Origin of the sequence: Stenotrophomonas sp. Ste86, from assembly GCF_024519465.1 — a bacterium.
In the GTDB taxonomy this organism is placed as follows: Bacteria; Pseudomonadota; Gammaproteobacteria; order Xanthomonadales; family Xanthomonadaceae; genus Stenotrophomonas.
The window spans coordinates 131,212-145,326 of record NZ_JALJRW010000008.1; the positions used below are offsets into that span (position 1 = coordinate 131,212).

Here is a 14,115-nt window from a genome sequence, read left to right on the forward strand (position 1 = left end):
CTACATTGGTGCAATGACTGCCGCACTACCCCCGCCCGCCCTCGACGTCCTCGGCACTCCGGTCGCCTGGGCCGACGCCGATGGCCGCGTGGTCGGCTGCAACCCCGCCTTTGCCCGCTGGCTAGGCGTCAGCGTCCGCCGCCTGCTGGGCCAGCCGCTGGCCTCGCTGGAAGTGCAGGGCGAGGCCCTGGCGCACTTCCTGGCCCGTGACGAGCGCGACACCCTGCGCCTGCACCGCCTCGCCCTGGCCCTGCCGGGCGACGCCCCGCGCTTCGCCGAAGGCTGGCTGAGCCGGTGGGACGCGGGCGGCTGGCTGCTCGAAGCGCATCCGGTCGATGAGTTCCCCGGGCTCGACCCGACCCAGGCCCTGCCCAGCGCGCTCAGCGCGGCGCTCAAAGGACTGGCCCACGAGCTGCGCAATCCACTGGCCGGGCTCAAGGGCGCGGCGCAGTTGCTGGCGCGGCGCAACGCGCAGCGGGCCGCCGATGAGCGCGACCCGGACGAACGCGAGCTGATCGAGCTGATCGGCTCGGAGATCGAACGCCTCAACGGGCTGCTCGAGCAACTGCTGTCGCCTGCGCCGGCCGCGCCGCATGCGCCGCTGAACATCCACGCCTCGCTGGAGCGCGTGCTGCGCCTGGCCGAGAGCGAGGGCGGCTGGGCGGTGCGTCTGCAGCGGGATTACGACCCCAGCATTCCCGAATTCGACGGCGACGCCGACCGCCTCACCCAGGCGGTGTGGAACCTGGTGCGCAATGCGATCCAGGCCGGCGCCGGCAGCGTCACCCTGCGTACCCGGGTTGAACATGGCGTGCGCATCGGCGACCGGCTGCATCCGCTTGCGTTGCGTCTTGAAATCGCCGACGACGGCCGCGGCGTGCCCGAGCAGCTGGCCGAGCACCTGTTCCTGCCGCTGGTCAGCGGCCGCGCCGAAGGCACCGGGCTGGGCCTGGCGCTGGCCCAGCAGGTGGCGCGCGAACATCGCGGCACGCTGACCTACCGCTCGCGCCCGGGACATACCGTGTTCACCGTGCTGCTGCCGATCGGCCACGGCACGCCTGCCGAGGAGGCCGCCCATGGCGGATGACACCAATCGCACCGCCCAGCGCGTCTGGGTGGTCGATGACGACCGCGCGGTGCGTTTCGTGCTCTGCACGGCGCTGCGCGATGCGGGCTATCGGGTGGAAGGCTTCGATGGCGCCGCTGCGGCGCTGGCGATGCTTGCCAGCCAGCCGCCGCCGGACCTGCTGTTCAGCGACGTGCGCATGCCCGGTGACGATGGCCTGGTGCTGCTGGACAAACTCAAGGCCGCGCACCCGCAGCTGCCGGTGATCGTGATGTCGGCCTACACCGATGTGGCCAGCACCGCCGGCGCGTTCCGTGGCGGTGCGCAGGAATTCCTGTCCAAACCATTCGATCTGGATGACGCGGTAGCGCTGGCCCAGCGCGTGTTGCCCGAACCGGACGCGCTGGCCGCTGCACCCGTGCCTGCCGCCGCCGAACCGGGCACCGACCAGCGCCCGCAGCTGGTCGGTGATACCCCGGCGATGCGCGCGCTGTTCCGCGCGATCGGGCGGCTGGCGCAGGCGCCGCTGTCGGTGTTGATCAACGGCGAAACCGGCACCGGCAAGGAACTGGTCGCGCATGCGCTGCACCATGAATCCCCGCGCGTGCAGGGACCGTTCGTCGCACTCAACACCGCTGCGATTCCCGCCGAGCTGCTCGAAAGCGAACTGTTCGGCCACGAAGCGGGCGCGTTCACCGGTGCGCAGCGTCGCCATGTCGGCCGCTTCGAGCAGGCCAACGGCGGCACGCTGTTCCTCGATGAAATCGGCGACATGCCGCTGCCGTTGCAGACGCGCCTGCTGCGCGTACTGGCTGAGGGCGAGTTCTTCCGCGTCGGCGGGCGCGAGCTGATCCGCGTGGACGTGCGGGTGATCGCCGCCACCCACCAGGACCTGGAATCGCTGGTCGCGCAGGGGCGCTTCCGCGCCGACCTGCTGCATCGGCTGGACGTGGTGCGCCTGCGCCTGCCGCCGCTGCGCGAGCGTCGCGACGACATCGCACACCTGGCCGATACCTTCCTGGCTGCGGCGGCACGCAAGCTGGATACGCCGCCCAAACGCCTCACCGCATCGGCGCTGCAGGCGCTGCGCGAGCACGACTGGCCGGGCAACGTGCGCGAGCTGGAAAACGTGTGCTGGCGGATGGCCGCACTCGCCGCCTCGGACACCATCGGCGCCGCCGATGTGGACAGTGCGCTGCACCGGGGCGGCGGCCCGCGTACGCGCGCGGCCGGTGATCCGGGTCAGTGGGAGGCCCTGCTGTCGGCCTGGGCCCGGCAGCGACTGGCGGAAGGCGCGGAAGGCCTGCACGCGCAGGTCCGCGAACGCGTCGACCAGGCCCTGCTCGAGGCCGCGCTGCAGATCACCCACGGCCGTCGCGCCGAGGCCGCTGCCCGCCTGGGCATGGGCCGCAACACCCTGACCCGCAAGCTCGGCGCCGGGCGCCGTCGCGGCGGATGAACCGCATGTCCACGCCGCGTGTGCGCCACGTCCGTGCCGCTTTCATGGCCTGTGGACGAGCACCGCGTTAGTTTGCAACCAAGGAGTCTTCCATGCGCAGTTCCCATGTCATCCTCGCTGCGGCCGTCCTGTTCGGTGTGGCCGCCTGCGGCACTACACCGCCGCCGCGCCCCACCGCGCCACCGGTACCGATGGTGAGCACGGCCAAGATGGCCGAAGCCAACCTGTCGTCGGCCTCGGCCAGCCTGGTCAGCGGCCGCCTGGCGCTGGTGCCCGATGCGCGCGGGGTGCACATCACCGGTGTCATCGGAGGCTTGCAGCCGATGCAGACGGCGGCGTTCCATGTGCATGAGCGCGGCGATTGCAGCGCCGTGGACGCCAGCAGCGCCGGACCGCATTTCAACCCGACCGCGCAGCCGCACGGTCGCAACAGCGCCGGCCCGCACCATGCCGGTGACATGGACAACCTGCGTGCGGACGCGCAGGGACGTGTGAACGTCGACGTTCGCCTGCCAGCGGTTACCCTTGGCGGCGGCGCAGCCACCGATATCGCCGGGCGTGCACTGGTCGTGCATGCCAACGCAGACGATTACCGCAGCCAGCCCGCCGGCAATGCCGGCGCCCGAATTGCCTGTGGCCTCATCCGGGTCGTGCGCTGATCGCGCCTCCCGCTGACGCTGCTTCTTCCACCGCTACCCGCAAGGAGTTCCACATGCGTTTGATCCATACCACCCTGTTCGCCGCCATCGCCGCGCTCGGCCTGAGCGCCTGCAACAAGCCGGCCGAACCCACGCCGGAAGCCACGCCGGCCGCCGAAGCCACCGCTTCGCAGCCGACCGCCGAAGCCACGACCGACGCACCGCCGGCCATGACCAGCGAAGCCCACGCCAACCAGGGCGCCGTGGCCGAGCTTGCCCCGACCAAGGGCAATGACGTCAAGGGCAACGTGACCTTCAGCGTCGTCGACGGCAAGGTCCACGTGAAGGGCCAGGTCAGTGGCCTGAAGCCCAACAGCGAGCACGGCTTCCACATCCACGAGAAGGGCGATTGCAGCGCGCCGGACGGCGCCAGCGCCGGCGGCCACTTCAACCCGGCCAAGGAAGATCACGGCAACGTCGCCACCACCCCGCACCACGGCGGTGACATCCCCAACATCAAGGCCGACGCCCAGGGCAACGCCATGGTCGATGCCGACGTGTCCACCAACGTCAACGTGGGCAAGGGCGATGATTTCGACATCATCGGCCGTGGCCTGATCGTCCACGCCGACGCGGACGACTACAAGACCCAGCCGACCGGCAACGCGGGTGCGCGCCTGGCCTGTGCGGTGATCAAAGCCGCGCCGTAACCGAGGCGGTGCAGAACGAAAAACGCCGGCGATTGCCGGCGTTTTTTTTGGAGCGCGGGTAGAGCCACGCCATGCGTGGCTGCCATGATCGCTATCGATGCCCGCAGGAGCCGGCCAGCGGCCGGCACTACCGTTAGCGGGTCAGCAGCTCGCGCGCGTCCTGCCCAGCCTCGCAATGCACGAACAGTACCGGCAAGCCGTGCGATTCGAGCACCGCCGCCATCTGCCGTTGGCGGATCAGGTATTGGTCGTAGATGCCCTGCAGACGATCGCAGTCGCCGGTGCCGTGGTTGTAGAACGCACACCAGCCGGCCGGATCGAACAACGCCATACGCACTTCGCCATCGGCGTATCGCAGCAGCGGCTCGGGCGGCGCGTCCAGCCATTCCTCGACATGCGGCGCCATCAGTGCGGTCTCGATCAGCGGCCACAGCACCGCCAGGCCCTGGTTGTCGTACTGCATCGACATCATCGCGGCCAGGTCATTCACCGTGAAATAGCGCGCGTGTTCGATCTGCGCGCCGAAGGCGGTCTGCGCCTGCAGAGCGGTGTCGGCCTGGGCCATGCCCTGGGCCAGCAGCACTTCTTCCAGCGCGTCGGCAACGGCCTGGGTCTGCGCCACTTCGGTACCGGTCAGCAGGAACGGGACCACGCGCAGACCGCCGCCGATCAGCCCGGCATCGGCCTGGAACGGCAGTGGCACGTCGCCGTCGGCACCGGCGCCGAAGGCCAGCATGCGCGGGCCCTGGCTGCGGCCGGGCGCGCGCATCTGCAGTTCTTCCAGACGGCGGTGCACCGGCCAACCCGGGCGCAGCACTTCAGCCGGATCGAAATGCGCGCCGGCGAACACGAAGTCCAGCCCGCTGACGGCGGGGACCAGTCTGGCAAGGTCGCGGCCCACGCGTTCGGCCAGTTCGCCAGCCTGTTCGGAGGACAGCGCGGCATGGCGCGGCACGTCGCCGCCAGCCAGTTCCAATGCCAGGACGCCAAGGGCATTCATGCCGGGGTCGGGTTTGCTCATGGTTTCACGGTTGGCCCATCACAGGGCGGCAGCTACACTTGCCCCCATTATGCCTGCTCCTTCGTGCAGGCCATGTTGCAGACACCCCTCCCATGCCAGGTATCTCCATGCCCAACGCCCGTCCCGTCGCCATCCTCGGTGGCGTCCGCATCCCGTTCTGCCGCCAGAACACGGCCTATTCGGACGTCGGCAACCTCGGCATGTCGGTACGCACGCTCGGCGCGCTGGTCGAACGTTTCGGTCTGCACGGGCAGCAGCTCGGCGAAGTGGCGATGGGCGCGGTGATCAAGCACTCCAGCGACTGGAACCTGGGCCGGGAAGCCACGTTGTCCTCGGGCCTGTCCCCGCTCACCCCGGGCATCACCATGCAGCGCGCCTGCGGTACCTCGCTGGACACCATCATCGCGGTGGCCAACAAGATCGCGCTCGGCCAGATCGAATCGGGCATCGGCGGCGGATCGGACACCACCTCCGACGTGCCGATCGTGTACGGCAAAAAGCTGCGCGCGCGTCTGCTGGCGGCCAATCGTGCCAAGTCCACCGGCGACAAATTCAAGGCACTGACCCGCGGCTTCAAGCTCAGCGAGCTCAAGCCCGAGTTCCCCGGCGTGGCCGAGCCGCGTACCGGCAAGAGCATGGGCGACCATTGCGAGGACATGGCCAAGGAATGGAACATCTCGCGCGATTCGCAGGACGAATGGGCGGTGTCCTCGCACAAGAAGCTGGCCGCCGCCTATGAGCGCGGGTTCTTCACCGACCTGATCGCCCCGTTCCGTGGCGTCGAGCGCGACAACATCCTGCGCGCCGATACCTCGCTGGAAAAGCTGGCCACGCTCAAGCCGGCCTTCGACAAGGTGTCCGGTCGCGGCACGCTGACCGCCGCCAACTCCACCCCGCTTACCGACGGCGCCTCGGCGGTGCTGCTGGCCAGCGAGGAATGGGCGCGCGCGCACGGCCACGAGCCGCTGGCCTACCTGCGCGATTCGCAGGTGGCCGCCGTCGATTTCGTGCACGGCGAAGGCCTGCTGATGGCCCCGACCATTGCGGTGCCGGAGATGCTCAAGCGCAACGGGCTGACGCTGCAGGATTTCGATATCTACGAAATCCATGAAGCGTTCGCCGCGCAGGTGCTGTGCACGCTGCGCGCGTGGGAAAGCGAAGACTACTGCCGCAACCGGCTCGGCCTGGATGCGCCGCTGGGCCGTATCGACCCGGCCAAGATCAACCTGCTGGGGTCGTCGCTGGCCACCGGCCACCCGTTCGCCGCCACCGGTGCGCGGGTGATCGCCACGGCGGCCAAGCAGCTGGCCGAACGCGGCGGTGGACGCGCGTTGGTCTCGATCTGCACCGCTGGCGGCATGGGCGTGGTGGCGATCGTCGAACGCTGATCGGGCCCGATGCGCAAACCGAAAAGGCCGCCCAAGGGGCGGCCTTTCTGTATGTAACGCCACCCCATGGGTGGCTGCACAACCATCCGAAGCCCGGTAGTGCCGGCCGCTGGCCGGCTCTCCATGGACGTTGGATGGGTGTGTGTGTGGAGCCGGCCAGCGGCCGGCACTACGTATGCGTGGATGCAGCGCCCGCAATCACGGCAGGCGCGGGTTGCCGAATTCGTCGCGTTCATCGCGCACGACCGGGGCCAGGACCGGGTCGATCCGCTGCCCCGGCAACGGCTGGGACATCAACGACTGCTCTTCCACCGTCGCGCGCTCAGGCACCACCGGTTCCAGCGGTGCCACCGTGGCATTGACGCGGGCCAGCGCGATGCTGTCATCGCCGCGCTGCTGGCGCAGCGCGTTGGCGAAGCACTGCGACGCCAACGCCGGTTCGCCACGATCGACGAACAACTGGCCCAGCGCTTCCCACGCCGCCGGACCGGCGCCAGCAGCGATCGCGCGGTGCAGGTAATCCTCGGCCAGGCTGTGCTGGCGCTGACGCGTAGCGATGCGGCCCAGTGCCAGCAGCAGCGCCGGGCTGGCCGGCTGGTTGCCCAGCCAGCGCTGCAGGTTGGCCTGGCGCGTGGCCAGCTTGTCCACCGGCATCTGTCCGTACAGGGTCACCAGCGATTCGTCCCAGCGCGTATCCAGCGCCTGCTCCAGGTTGAGCAGCGCCGGCTCGTCCCAGTCCAGCGCCACCGCGCGCAGCGCATAGGCCGAGACCACGTCCGGATCGCTGCGCAGGGCCTTGGGCGTGGCTTCCCACTGCGCGGCCAAGGCATTGACGTCGCCCGCTTCCAGCAGCGACTGTGCCGCCAGGCGGGTTTCCAGTTCGGCGACCGCCTCGTCCGGCAGCACCTTCTGCTTGCGCAGCGCGCCCAGCTGGCCGTAAGCCTCGTGCGCGCGGTCGGCGCGGGCCAGGGCTTCAGTGCGCAGCCACAGGCCGCGCGGCGGCAGCGGCTGGATCGTCGCGGTGTCCAGCAGGTTGATCGCATCCACCGGGCGTTCCTGCGCCAGCAGGCGTTCGGCCTGCAGCAGGGCGTGCAGGGTGGCATCCTCGCTGGCCAACCGCTGCAGGTACTGGTTCACGGCGGCCTGGTCATCGCGCGCCTGTGCGCTGCGCACGGCAGTGACCATCGCCACGGCGGCCACGTCCTTGTCTTCGGCGGCGGTTTCCAGCAGCTTTTCAGCGCGCTGCCATTGGCCCTGTTCGTGGGCCTGGATGCCGTCGATCAGGCGTGCGCGCCCCTGCTTGCGGCGGTAGCGGCCCCAGGCGCGGAACGGCGAGGCCAGCAGGCTCCACAGCAGCCACAGCACCAGCAGCCCGACCAGCGCCATCAAGGCCACCTGCGGCACCGTCGAGCGGTAGTCGTTGCCGCCGTAGCGGTAGATCACTTCGCCGAACTGGCGAAGCTGCTCGGTGCCGAGGAACTGCGAGGCGATCACGCCCAGCGCCACGGCCAGCAACAGCACCACCAAAGATTGGAAGGGTTTCATCGATCATCTCCATCGCGCATCGAGCGCAGTTGCTGCAGGGTGCTGCCCAGTTCGGGCAGCGCGGGCTGCAGCACGCGCATGCGCAGTTGCTGCAGTTCAGCACGACGCTCGCGCAGGGCGGGTGAATCCGGCCACAGCCGCGGCAGCCACAGCGCCACGCGGTCCACGGCCTGGGTGAAGCCGGCCTGGTCGCCGCGTTCGACCGCCGCGCGTGCCAAGGTCAATTCCAGTTGCAGCGCATCCCAGCCGGCCACGCGCTCGGCGTCGGTCAGCGGGCCCTGGGTGCGGGTGGGGGTGATGGTCACAAACGGTGCCAGCACCTGCTGCCACCACGGCGTGGCCGCCTCCGGGCCAGTACCGGCATCGACCTGCTCGGGCACCTGCTCCAGGGCCTTGGAGAACGCCGCCAGTTGCCGCCCGGTCGCCACGCGCGCGCCCGGACCCAGCGCATCCACCGCATTGCGTTCCTGCATCAGCGCCTGGCGCACGTTGAGGTATTCATTGCCCTGCACGTCGGCCAGTGTGGCCGCCGCCAGTGCGTACAGGCGCTTGGCACCGTCCACGTCATCGGCATAGGCAAGACGCTGCGCGGCCTGGCTGAGCAGCAGTTCGGTCTCTTCCAGCTGCAGTGCCTGCGCGCCGTGGCGGGTGCTGTCGGCCAGCTTGGCCAGGTTGTCTTCGAGCAGCGCGCTGCGCTGGCTCAGGCCCAGCATTTCATCGCGCAGCACCCGGTTGGTGGCGGCCGCGTCCTGCACCCGTTGCGACGTCGACCGCTGGTCGCGGCGCAGCGCTTCCACGCTGTCCACCAGCCCCTGCAGCTGCAGGCCGGCATCGGCTTGGCGCTGCAGGACGCGCGCCTGTTCGGCCTGCCAACGGGTCCAGCCCCACGCCACGCCCGCACCGATCACCAGCACGACCGCAAGCGGGGCGATCCAGCGCAGGGAGCGGGAAGCGGGAGGTGGCGAAACGTCGTCAGTCATGCGGGCATCCTTGTCGATCGCGCCGGGGTGTCCACAAGCTGGCGAGCGACGTGATGCACAGCATCGCCCGCCGCCCGCGCGGCCCGCAAGGCCGGGAACGTCGCCTGTTCAGGAAGACGCGGAAGTGATGATCGCAGCGTGTGCAGCCTGCGCCAGCTGGCGTGGTAAGGGGCCTTGGGCGAGCCGCACCCGCGTAAATCCCGCGTCGGCGGCCTGTTCGGCCAGGCGCGCGCTGGCGGCCACCACGATCGCCTCGCGCACCCGGGACTGCAGATCGTGCGGCAGCCGCGCCAGCAGCAGGGTCAGCGCCTCGCCACTGCTCAGTGCCAGTACCCACGGCGTGGCACTGCGGCGCAGCCGTTGCAGCGCGCGCGGTGGCAGCGCCAGCGGCACGCGCTGGTAGACATCGGCGCGCTGCAGCTGCGCACCGCGCTCGACCAGGGTGGCGGCGATGATCCCGCGCCCGCCCGGAGCGGTGACCAGCCCGGCCTCCAGCCCGTGCAGGTCGGCCAGCTCGGGCAAGGCCAGCAGGCCTTCGCTGTCCATCCGCGTGGGCGCCAGCACCGTGCCGACGCCGTGCGCGTGCAGCGCCGCTGCGGTGCCGGCACCGACCGCCAGCCAGGTGCCTGGGTGGGCGCCACCGAGCGGCTGCAGGCGCGCGGCGGCGTGCACGGCCGCGGGGCTGCTGAACACCACCCGCTGCGCATTCAGCGCGCGCGCCAGCTGTGCGCGGCTGGCCCCATCGTCACGGACCTGCAGCGCCCACGGCGACAACGCCACCACGCGCGCGCCCGCCGCCTGCGCAGCCCGCCGCAACGGCGCGTGCTGGCCGCGCGGTCGCAGCGAAATCAGGGTCCATTCCGGCACATGTGCATCACGGTTCATTGCGGGCATTATGCGAGCCCTTTGGCGTAGCGTTGTCGTGTCGATGTCCATTCCTGAATCCCTGTCCGTGCAGCTGGCCGACCTGCAGCATGTCCTGGACCGCATGCCGCCGGTGGCGGCCATGCAGATCCGCGTTGAATCCTATGCCGATGGCCTGCTCGACCTGCGCGCGCCGCTGGCGGCCAACGTCAACGACAAGGGCAACGCGTTCGGCGGCAGCCTGTCCTCGGCGCTGACCCTGTCCGGCTGGGCGCTGGTGACCCTGCGGCTGCGCCTGGCCGGGTTCGATGCGGACGTGTACGTGGCCGACAGCCATGTGCGCTATCTGGCGCCGGTCTACGAAGACCTGCACGCGCAGGCGCAGGCCGCCGACGAGGCCGATTGGGAGGGCTTTCTGGCTACCTTCGCCCAGCGCGGCAAGGCCCGCATCGGCCTGGTCGCCCGCCAGCCCGGCAGCGGCGGCAAGCCGGCGGCTGAACTGACCGGTCGTTTCGTGGCCTTCGCAAGGCGGTAGGATGGGCGCCTTGCCGATTGGGGAATTCGCATGCGTCGTACCTTTCAGATTCTGCTGCTGGCCTTGTTCGCGCTGACCAGCGTGACCGTGCTGGCGGCCGAGCAGAAAACCACCAAGAAGCAGCGCAAGGAACTGGAAGAAACCCAGGTCAAGTACGACTCCACCCTGCGCTGGGGGACGGTCGAGGACGCGCTGCCGTACCTGGATCCCGAATACGCCAAGCTGCACCCGCTGACCGACCTGGAACTGCGCCGCTTCGAGCAGGTGAAGATCTCCAGCTATCGCGCCGGCGACAACCTGCCGCTGCCCGATGGCCGGGTCGGACGCAACGCCGAAGCCCGGGTGATCAACCTCAACACCCAGTCCGAGCGCGCGGTGCGGGTCAAGGAAATCTGGCGCTGGGATGCCGAGGGCAAGCGCTGGCTGCAGGCCAACGGTCTGCCCGACCTCTGGCAGGACCAGGACCGCTGAACCCCGCCCCGGTGGGGGCTGGACGCCGATTCGCCCGCATGTGCGACAATCGGCGCCCGCTTATCGACCCGTGATCTTAGTGAATTACGAAGAGTTGCTGGCATTTGCCGGCCGAAACCCGATGTTGTCGATGGCCCTGGTCGGCCTGACCGTGGCCATCATCGTCACTGAAGTCCGCCGCCTGTTCCGCGGCTTCAAATCGCTCAAGCCCGCCGAGCTGACCCACCTGATCAATGCTGGTGGCGCCGTCGTGGTCGATCTGTCTTCCAGCAGCGATTTCGAGAAGGGCCACATCGCCGGCAGCCGCAACGTGCAGCCTGCCCAGTTCGGTCCGGAGCACAAGCTGGTGGTCAACGCCAAGCAGAGCCCGGTCGTGCTGGTGTGCCGCACGGGCACCGCCTCGGAAACCGCGGCCAAGGCGCTGAAGAAAGCCGGGTTCGAACAGGTCAACGTGCTCGACGGTGGCATCCCCGCCTGGCAGCAGGCCGAGCTGCCGCTGGTCAAGGGCCGCAACTGATTTCTGCCGGATTGCGCCGCTCGCCTTGTGCGCGGCGCCACACGCCCCCATCGCAGGGCATGTAACAATCCATTCTTATTGCATTCATTCTTGGAGCTACAGGAAATGTCCGAAGAGACCACCAACGGCGCCGTTGCGCCGGCCGATGCCGCCACCGGCCCCGCGTTCACCGTCGAGAAGATCTACGTCAAGGACGTTTCCTTCGAGTCGCCCAACGCGCCGGCCGTGTTCAACGATGCCGTGCAGCCGGAACTGCAGCTCAACCTCAACCAGCGCGTGCAGCGCCTGGGCGAGAACGCCTTTGAAGTCGTGCTGGCCGTGACCCTGACCTGCAAGGCCGGCGACAAGACCGCCTATGTGGCCGAAGTGCAGCAGGCCGGCGTGTTCGGCCTGGTCGGCCTGGACCCGCAGTCGATCGACGTGCTGCTCGGCACCCAGTGCCCGAACATCCTGTTCCCCTACGTGCGTTCGCTGATCAGCGAGCTGATCCAGGCCGGCGGCTTCCCGCCGTTCTTCCTGCAGCCGATCAACTTCGAAGGCCTGTACTCGGAAACCCTGCGTCAGCGCCAGGAGCAGGGTGAAACCTCGCTGGCCGACTCCGAGCCGGCCGGCAACGCCTGATCGGCGCTGCTGTCGTATCGATGAGCACCAACGCAGACAAGATCGCGGTTCTCGGCGCCGGCTCCTGGGGCACGGCGCTGGCCAGTCTGCTCGCCCGGCACGGTCATCAGACCGTGCTGTGGGGGCGCGACGCGGCCATGGTCGAGGCCATCGACCAGCGTCACGAGAACACCCGTTACCTGCCGGGCATTCCCTTGCCGGCCTCGCTGCGCGCCACCACCGACCTGGCCGCTGCGGTCAGCGACGCGACCTGGATCCTGGTGGTGGTGCCCTCGCACGCCTTCGGTGAAACCGTGCGCGTGCTGGCACCGCTGCGTCCGGTCGATGCCGGCGTGGCCTGGGCGACCAAGGGCTTCGAGCCCGGTTCGGGCCGTTTCCTGCATGAAGTGGCGCGCGAGGTCCTCGGACCGGACGTGCCGCTGGCCGTGGTCACTGGACCCTCCTTCGCCAAGGAAGTCACCCTGGGCCTGCCGACCGCGATCACCGTGCACGGTGACGCGCCGGAGTTCGCCCAGCAGGTGGCCGACGCGATGCATGGCCCGGCGTTCCGTGCCTATACCGGTGACGACATGGTCGGCGCCGAGCTGGGCGGTGCGATGAAGAACGTGCTGGCCGTGGCCACCGGCGTCGCCGATGGCATGCAGCTGGGCCTCAACGCCCGTGCCGGCCTGATTACCCGCGGCCTCAACGAGATGCTGCGCCTGGCCGCGGCGATCGGGGCCAAGCCGGAGACCCTGATGGGCCTGGCGGGGCTGGGCGATCTGGTGCTGACCTGCACCGGCGATCTGTCGCGTAACCGTCGCCTCGGCCTGGCGCTGGGACGCGGCCAATCGCTGCAGGATGCGGTGCGCGAAATCGGCCAGGTGGTCGAGTCGGTGCAGACCGCCGACGAGGTCATGCGCCAGGCCCGCCGCCACGGCATCGACCTGCCGATCTCCGATCGTGTGCGGGCGGTACTGCACGGCGAGCAGACGCCGGAAGAGGGATTGCGTGCCTTGTTGGCACGCGAGCAGAAGCCGGAATATCCGGACACGCTGTTCAAATGATCCACGAAGACCCCGGCCCAGCGCCGGGGTTTTTGTAGGTGGGCCCACCCCCGGAAACGCAAAAACCCGGCACACGGCCGGGTTTCTGCGTGGCGTACCGACGAGGGTGTCGCCATGGGGGGTAGAGCCGACCGTTGGTCGGCTGCCGTCCGCAAAAAACACGGCGGCCTTGCATAAGTGAAGCCCGGCGTAAACCGGGCTTCATGGCGCAGGGGAGAGAGACCGCGCCATCCAACAACGTACCGCGGTGTTCCGGTATTACCAGGTGAAGCGCGGACCGACGAACCATTCCTTGTCGCCGCCCTTGGCCAGCTTCACTTCGCCAGCCAGGCCCCAGTTCTGGTTGAACTTGGCCTGGGCGCCAACGCGGCCGTAGAACTCGCCGTCCGGGTTGATGCCGTGCTTCTTGCTGTAATCCTCGTAACCGGCCATCACGTAGCCTTCGATGTTCGGGGTGAACGCGCTGCGCACGCCCACTTCGGTCGAGTAGCCGTTGAAGTCCAGGCCGTGCTTCGGATCGAACTTCTGGTAGGCCACGCGCGCCACCAGGTCGGTGGTCGGGGCGATGCCGTAGTTGTAGCCGACACCCACCTTCCACTGGTCCACGTCATTGCTGCCGCGCTTGGTTTCCTGCGCGTTGTAGTCGCCAAAGACATGGAAGTTCGGAGCCACGGCGACCGAGCCCTTTACCGCCCAACCGTCGGCGTCGCCGCCCTTGGCGTCGGTGTTCACGTAGCCGCCTTCGACATAGTTGTACGACAGGCCATCGGTTGCCGAAGCAGCGAACGGCAGGGCAGCAAGCAGACCCAGGGCAAGCAAAGAAGTCTTCATATCGGGACACACCTTTAATTATTTTGGTTTCGTCGACCGCCCCTCCGGGGAGGGGAGAGAAGGACGGTCGACAGGTGTGAATTATCCGTTACGCGATCTAATCGACCCTGAATATTGAACTGAGCGGTATATGAATGAAGCGCGCGTTCAGGGAACTTGGCCGTCGCAGTCATTAGCCATGACCCCATAGTTCGTGCGGATTGGACAAACTATGGGGGAGCCAGCCTGCACAGACTATGGGGAGCAAACCCTAGCCTGAACGCTGGCTTGCTACTCCCCTGGGTTCGAGCAAGCTCCACATGCGTGGACTGGCCGCCGCAGTGGTTTGCTCCATCGAGGCTCTTGATGAGTGGACGCGGCAGCTTCAATCATCGTTAGCAGCATTCGTAGGCCATCTTGTCGAATAACGCGCTTTAGCGCGTC

15 protein-coding genes are annotated in these 14,115 nt (G+C 68.7%); 10 read left to right on the forward strand and 5 right to left on the reverse strand.

The window, feature by feature from the left end:
• Positions 1-13: 13 nt before the first annotated feature.
• The 4 genes from NR101_RS09920 to NR101_RS09935 all read left to right on the forward strand — a co-directional run bounded on the left by NR101_RS09920 (position 14) and on the right by NR101_RS09935 (position 3,873).
• Entirely contained in the window at positions 14-1,087 is a 1,074-nt protein-coding gene (locus NR101_RS09920; RefSeq protein ID WP_256776773.1) for an ATP-binding protein, read from the forward strand.
• Positions 1,077-2,525, forward strand: coding sequence for a nitrogen regulation protein NR(I) (gene ntrC, locus NR101_RS09925; RefSeq protein ID WP_256776774.1), 1,449 nt, complete (start codon positions 1,077-1,079; stop codon positions 2,523-2,525). Before NR101_RS09920 ends, ntrC begins: the two co-directional genes overlap by 11 nt.
• 92 nt (positions 2,526-2,617) lie before the next feature.
• Entirely contained in the window at positions 2,618-3,184 is a 567-nt protein-coding gene (locus NR101_RS09930) for a superoxide dismutase family protein (protein ID WP_256776775.1), read from the forward strand.
• Positions 3,185-3,237: 53 nt separating this feature from the next.
• Positions 3,238-3,873 (forward strand): superoxide dismutase family protein, encoded by a 636-nt coding sequence (locus NR101_RS09935; protein ID WP_256776776.1) that lies wholly within the window; start codon positions 3,238-3,240, stop codon positions 3,871-3,873.
• Positions 3,874-4,006: 133 nt separating this feature from the next.
• On the opposite strand, the gene NR101_RS09940 is transcribed toward NR101_RS09935, so the two are convergent.
• A complete protein-coding gene (locus NR101_RS09940; RefSeq protein ID WP_256776777.1) occupies positions 4,007-4,894 on the reverse strand; it encodes a hypothetical protein in 888 nt (295 codons plus the stop codon).
• Positions 4,895-4,986: 92 nt separating this feature from the next.
• Here NR101_RS09940 and NR101_RS09945 point away from each other — a divergent pair, with 92 nt between their 5' ends.
• A complete protein-coding gene (locus tag NR101_RS09945) occupies positions 4,987-6,282 on the forward strand; it encodes an acetyl-CoA C-acetyltransferase (RefSeq protein WP_256776778.1) in 1,296 nt (431 codons plus the stop codon).
• 198 nt (positions 6,283-6,480) lie between these two features.
• On the opposite strand, the gene NR101_RS09950 is transcribed toward NR101_RS09945, so the two are convergent.
• The 3 genes from NR101_RS09950 to NR101_RS09960 form a co-directional block, all read right to left on the reverse strand.
• Complete coding sequence (locus NR101_RS09950; RefSeq protein ID WP_256776779.1) at positions 6,481-7,827, reverse strand: heme biosynthesis HemY N-terminal domain-containing protein; 1,347 nt, start codon at positions 7,825-7,827, stop codon at positions 6,481-6,483.
• A complete protein-coding gene (locus NR101_RS09955; protein ID WP_256776780.1) occupies positions 7,824-8,807 on the reverse strand; it encodes a uroporphyrinogen-III C-methyltransferase in 984 nt (327 codons plus the stop codon). The genes NR101_RS09950 and NR101_RS09955 overlap by 4 nt, the downstream gene beginning before the upstream one ends.
• Positions 8,808-8,915: 108 nt before the next feature.
• Complete coding sequence (locus NR101_RS09960; protein ID WP_256776781.1) at positions 8,916-9,692, reverse strand: uroporphyrinogen-III synthase; 777 nt, start codon at positions 9,690-9,692, stop codon at positions 8,916-8,918.
• Positions 9,693-9,735: 43 nt separating this feature from the next.
• Here NR101_RS09960 and NR101_RS09965 point away from each other — a divergent pair, with 43 nt between their 5' ends.
• The 5 genes from NR101_RS09965 to NR101_RS09985 all read left to right on the forward strand — a co-directional run bounded on the left by NR101_RS09965 (position 9,736) and on the right by NR101_RS09985 (position 12,861).
• The gene (locus NR101_RS09965; protein ID WP_256776782.1) at positions 9,736-10,206 is read left to right on the forward strand and encodes a YiiD C-terminal domain-containing protein; all 471 of its coding nucleotides are present in this window, start codon (positions 9,736-9,738) and stop codon (positions 10,204-10,206) included.
• Positions 10,207-10,236: 30 nt separating this feature from the next.
• On the forward strand, positions 10,237-10,677 hold the full coding sequence (locus NR101_RS09970; RefSeq protein ID WP_256776783.1) for a hypothetical protein: 441 nt from the start codon (positions 10,237-10,239) through the stop codon (positions 10,675-10,677).
• A gap of 79 nt (positions 10,678-10,756) precedes the next feature.
• Positions 10,757-11,194: a rhodanese-like domain-containing protein gene (locus tag NR101_RS09975; RefSeq protein ID WP_256776784.1), complete on the forward strand. Its 438-nt coding sequence runs from the start codon at positions 10,757-10,759 to the stop codon at positions 11,192-11,194.
• Positions 11,195-11,299: 105 nt separating this feature from the next.
• Positions 11,300-11,815: a protein-export chaperone SecB gene (gene secB / locus NR101_RS09980; protein ID WP_256776785.1), complete on the forward strand. Its 516-nt coding sequence runs from the start codon at positions 11,300-11,302 to the stop codon at positions 11,813-11,815.
• Between the two features lie 20 nt (positions 11,816-11,835).
• Entirely contained in the window at positions 11,836-12,861 is a 1,026-nt protein-coding gene (locus NR101_RS09985; RefSeq protein WP_256776786.1) for an NAD(P)H-dependent glycerol-3-phosphate dehydrogenase, read from the forward strand.
• 258 nt (positions 12,862-13,119) lie between these two features.
• Here the strand turns inward: NR101_RS09985 and NR101_RS09990 are convergent, their stop codons facing one another.
• On the reverse strand, positions 13,120-13,692 hold the full coding sequence (locus tag NR101_RS09990) for an Ax21 family protein (protein ID WP_256776787.1): 573 nt from the start codon (positions 13,690-13,692) through the stop codon (positions 13,120-13,122).
• Positions 13,693-14,115: the final 423 nt, after the last annotated feature.

Coding starts and splice junctions, on each gene's coding strand:
- ntrC (WP_256776774.1), top strand. CDS start 1,077: ATGGCGGATGACACCAATCGCACCGCCCAGCGCGTCTGGGTGGTCGAT.
- NR101_RS09950 (WP_256776779.1), bottom strand. CDS start 7,827: ATGAAACCCTTCCAATCTTTGGTGGTGCTGTTGCTGGCCGTGGCGCTG.
- NR101_RS09970 (WP_256776783.1), top strand. CDS start 10,237: ATGCGTCGTACCTTTCAGATTCTGCTGCTGGCCTTGTTCGCGCTGACC.
- NR101_RS09960 (WP_256776781.1), bottom strand. CDS start 9,692: ATGAACCGTGATGCACATGTGCCGGAATGGACCCTGATTTCGCTGCGA.
- NR101_RS09945 (WP_256776778.1), top strand. CDS start 4,987: ATGCCAGGTATCTCCATGCCCAACGCCCGTCCCGTCGCCATCCTCGGT.
- NR101_RS09930 (WP_256776775.1), top strand. CDS start 2,618: ATGCGCAGTTCCCATGTCATCCTCGCTGCGGCCGTCCTGTTCGGTGTG.
- NR101_RS09935 (WP_256776776.1), top strand. CDS start 3,238: ATGCGTTTGATCCATACCACCCTGTTCGCCGCCATCGCCGCGCTCGGC.
- NR101_RS09955 (WP_256776780.1), bottom strand. CDS start 8,807: ATGACTGACGACGTTTCGCCACCTCCCGCTTCCCGCTCCCTGCGCTGG.
- secB (WP_256776785.1), top strand. CDS start 11,300: ATGTCCGAAGAGACCACCAACGGCGCCGTTGCGCCGGCCGATGCCGCC.
- NR101_RS09940 (WP_256776777.1), bottom strand. CDS start 4,894: ATGAGCAAACCCGACCCCGGCATGAATGCCCTTGGCGTCCTGGCATTG.
- NR101_RS09990 (WP_256776787.1), bottom strand. CDS start 13,692: ATGAAGACTTCTTTGCTTGCCCTGGGTCTGCTTGCTGCCCTGCCGTTC.
- NR101_RS09965 (WP_256776782.1), top strand. CDS start 9,736: ATGTCCATTCCTGAATCCCTGTCCGTGCAGCTGGCCGACCTGCAGCAT.
- NR101_RS09920 (WP_256776773.1), top strand. CDS start 14: ATGACTGCCGCACTACCCCCGCCCGCCCTCGACGTCCTCGGCACTCCG.
- NR101_RS09985 (WP_256776786.1), top strand. CDS start 11,836: ATGAGCACCAACGCAGACAAGATCGCGGTTCTCGGCGCCGGCTCCTGG.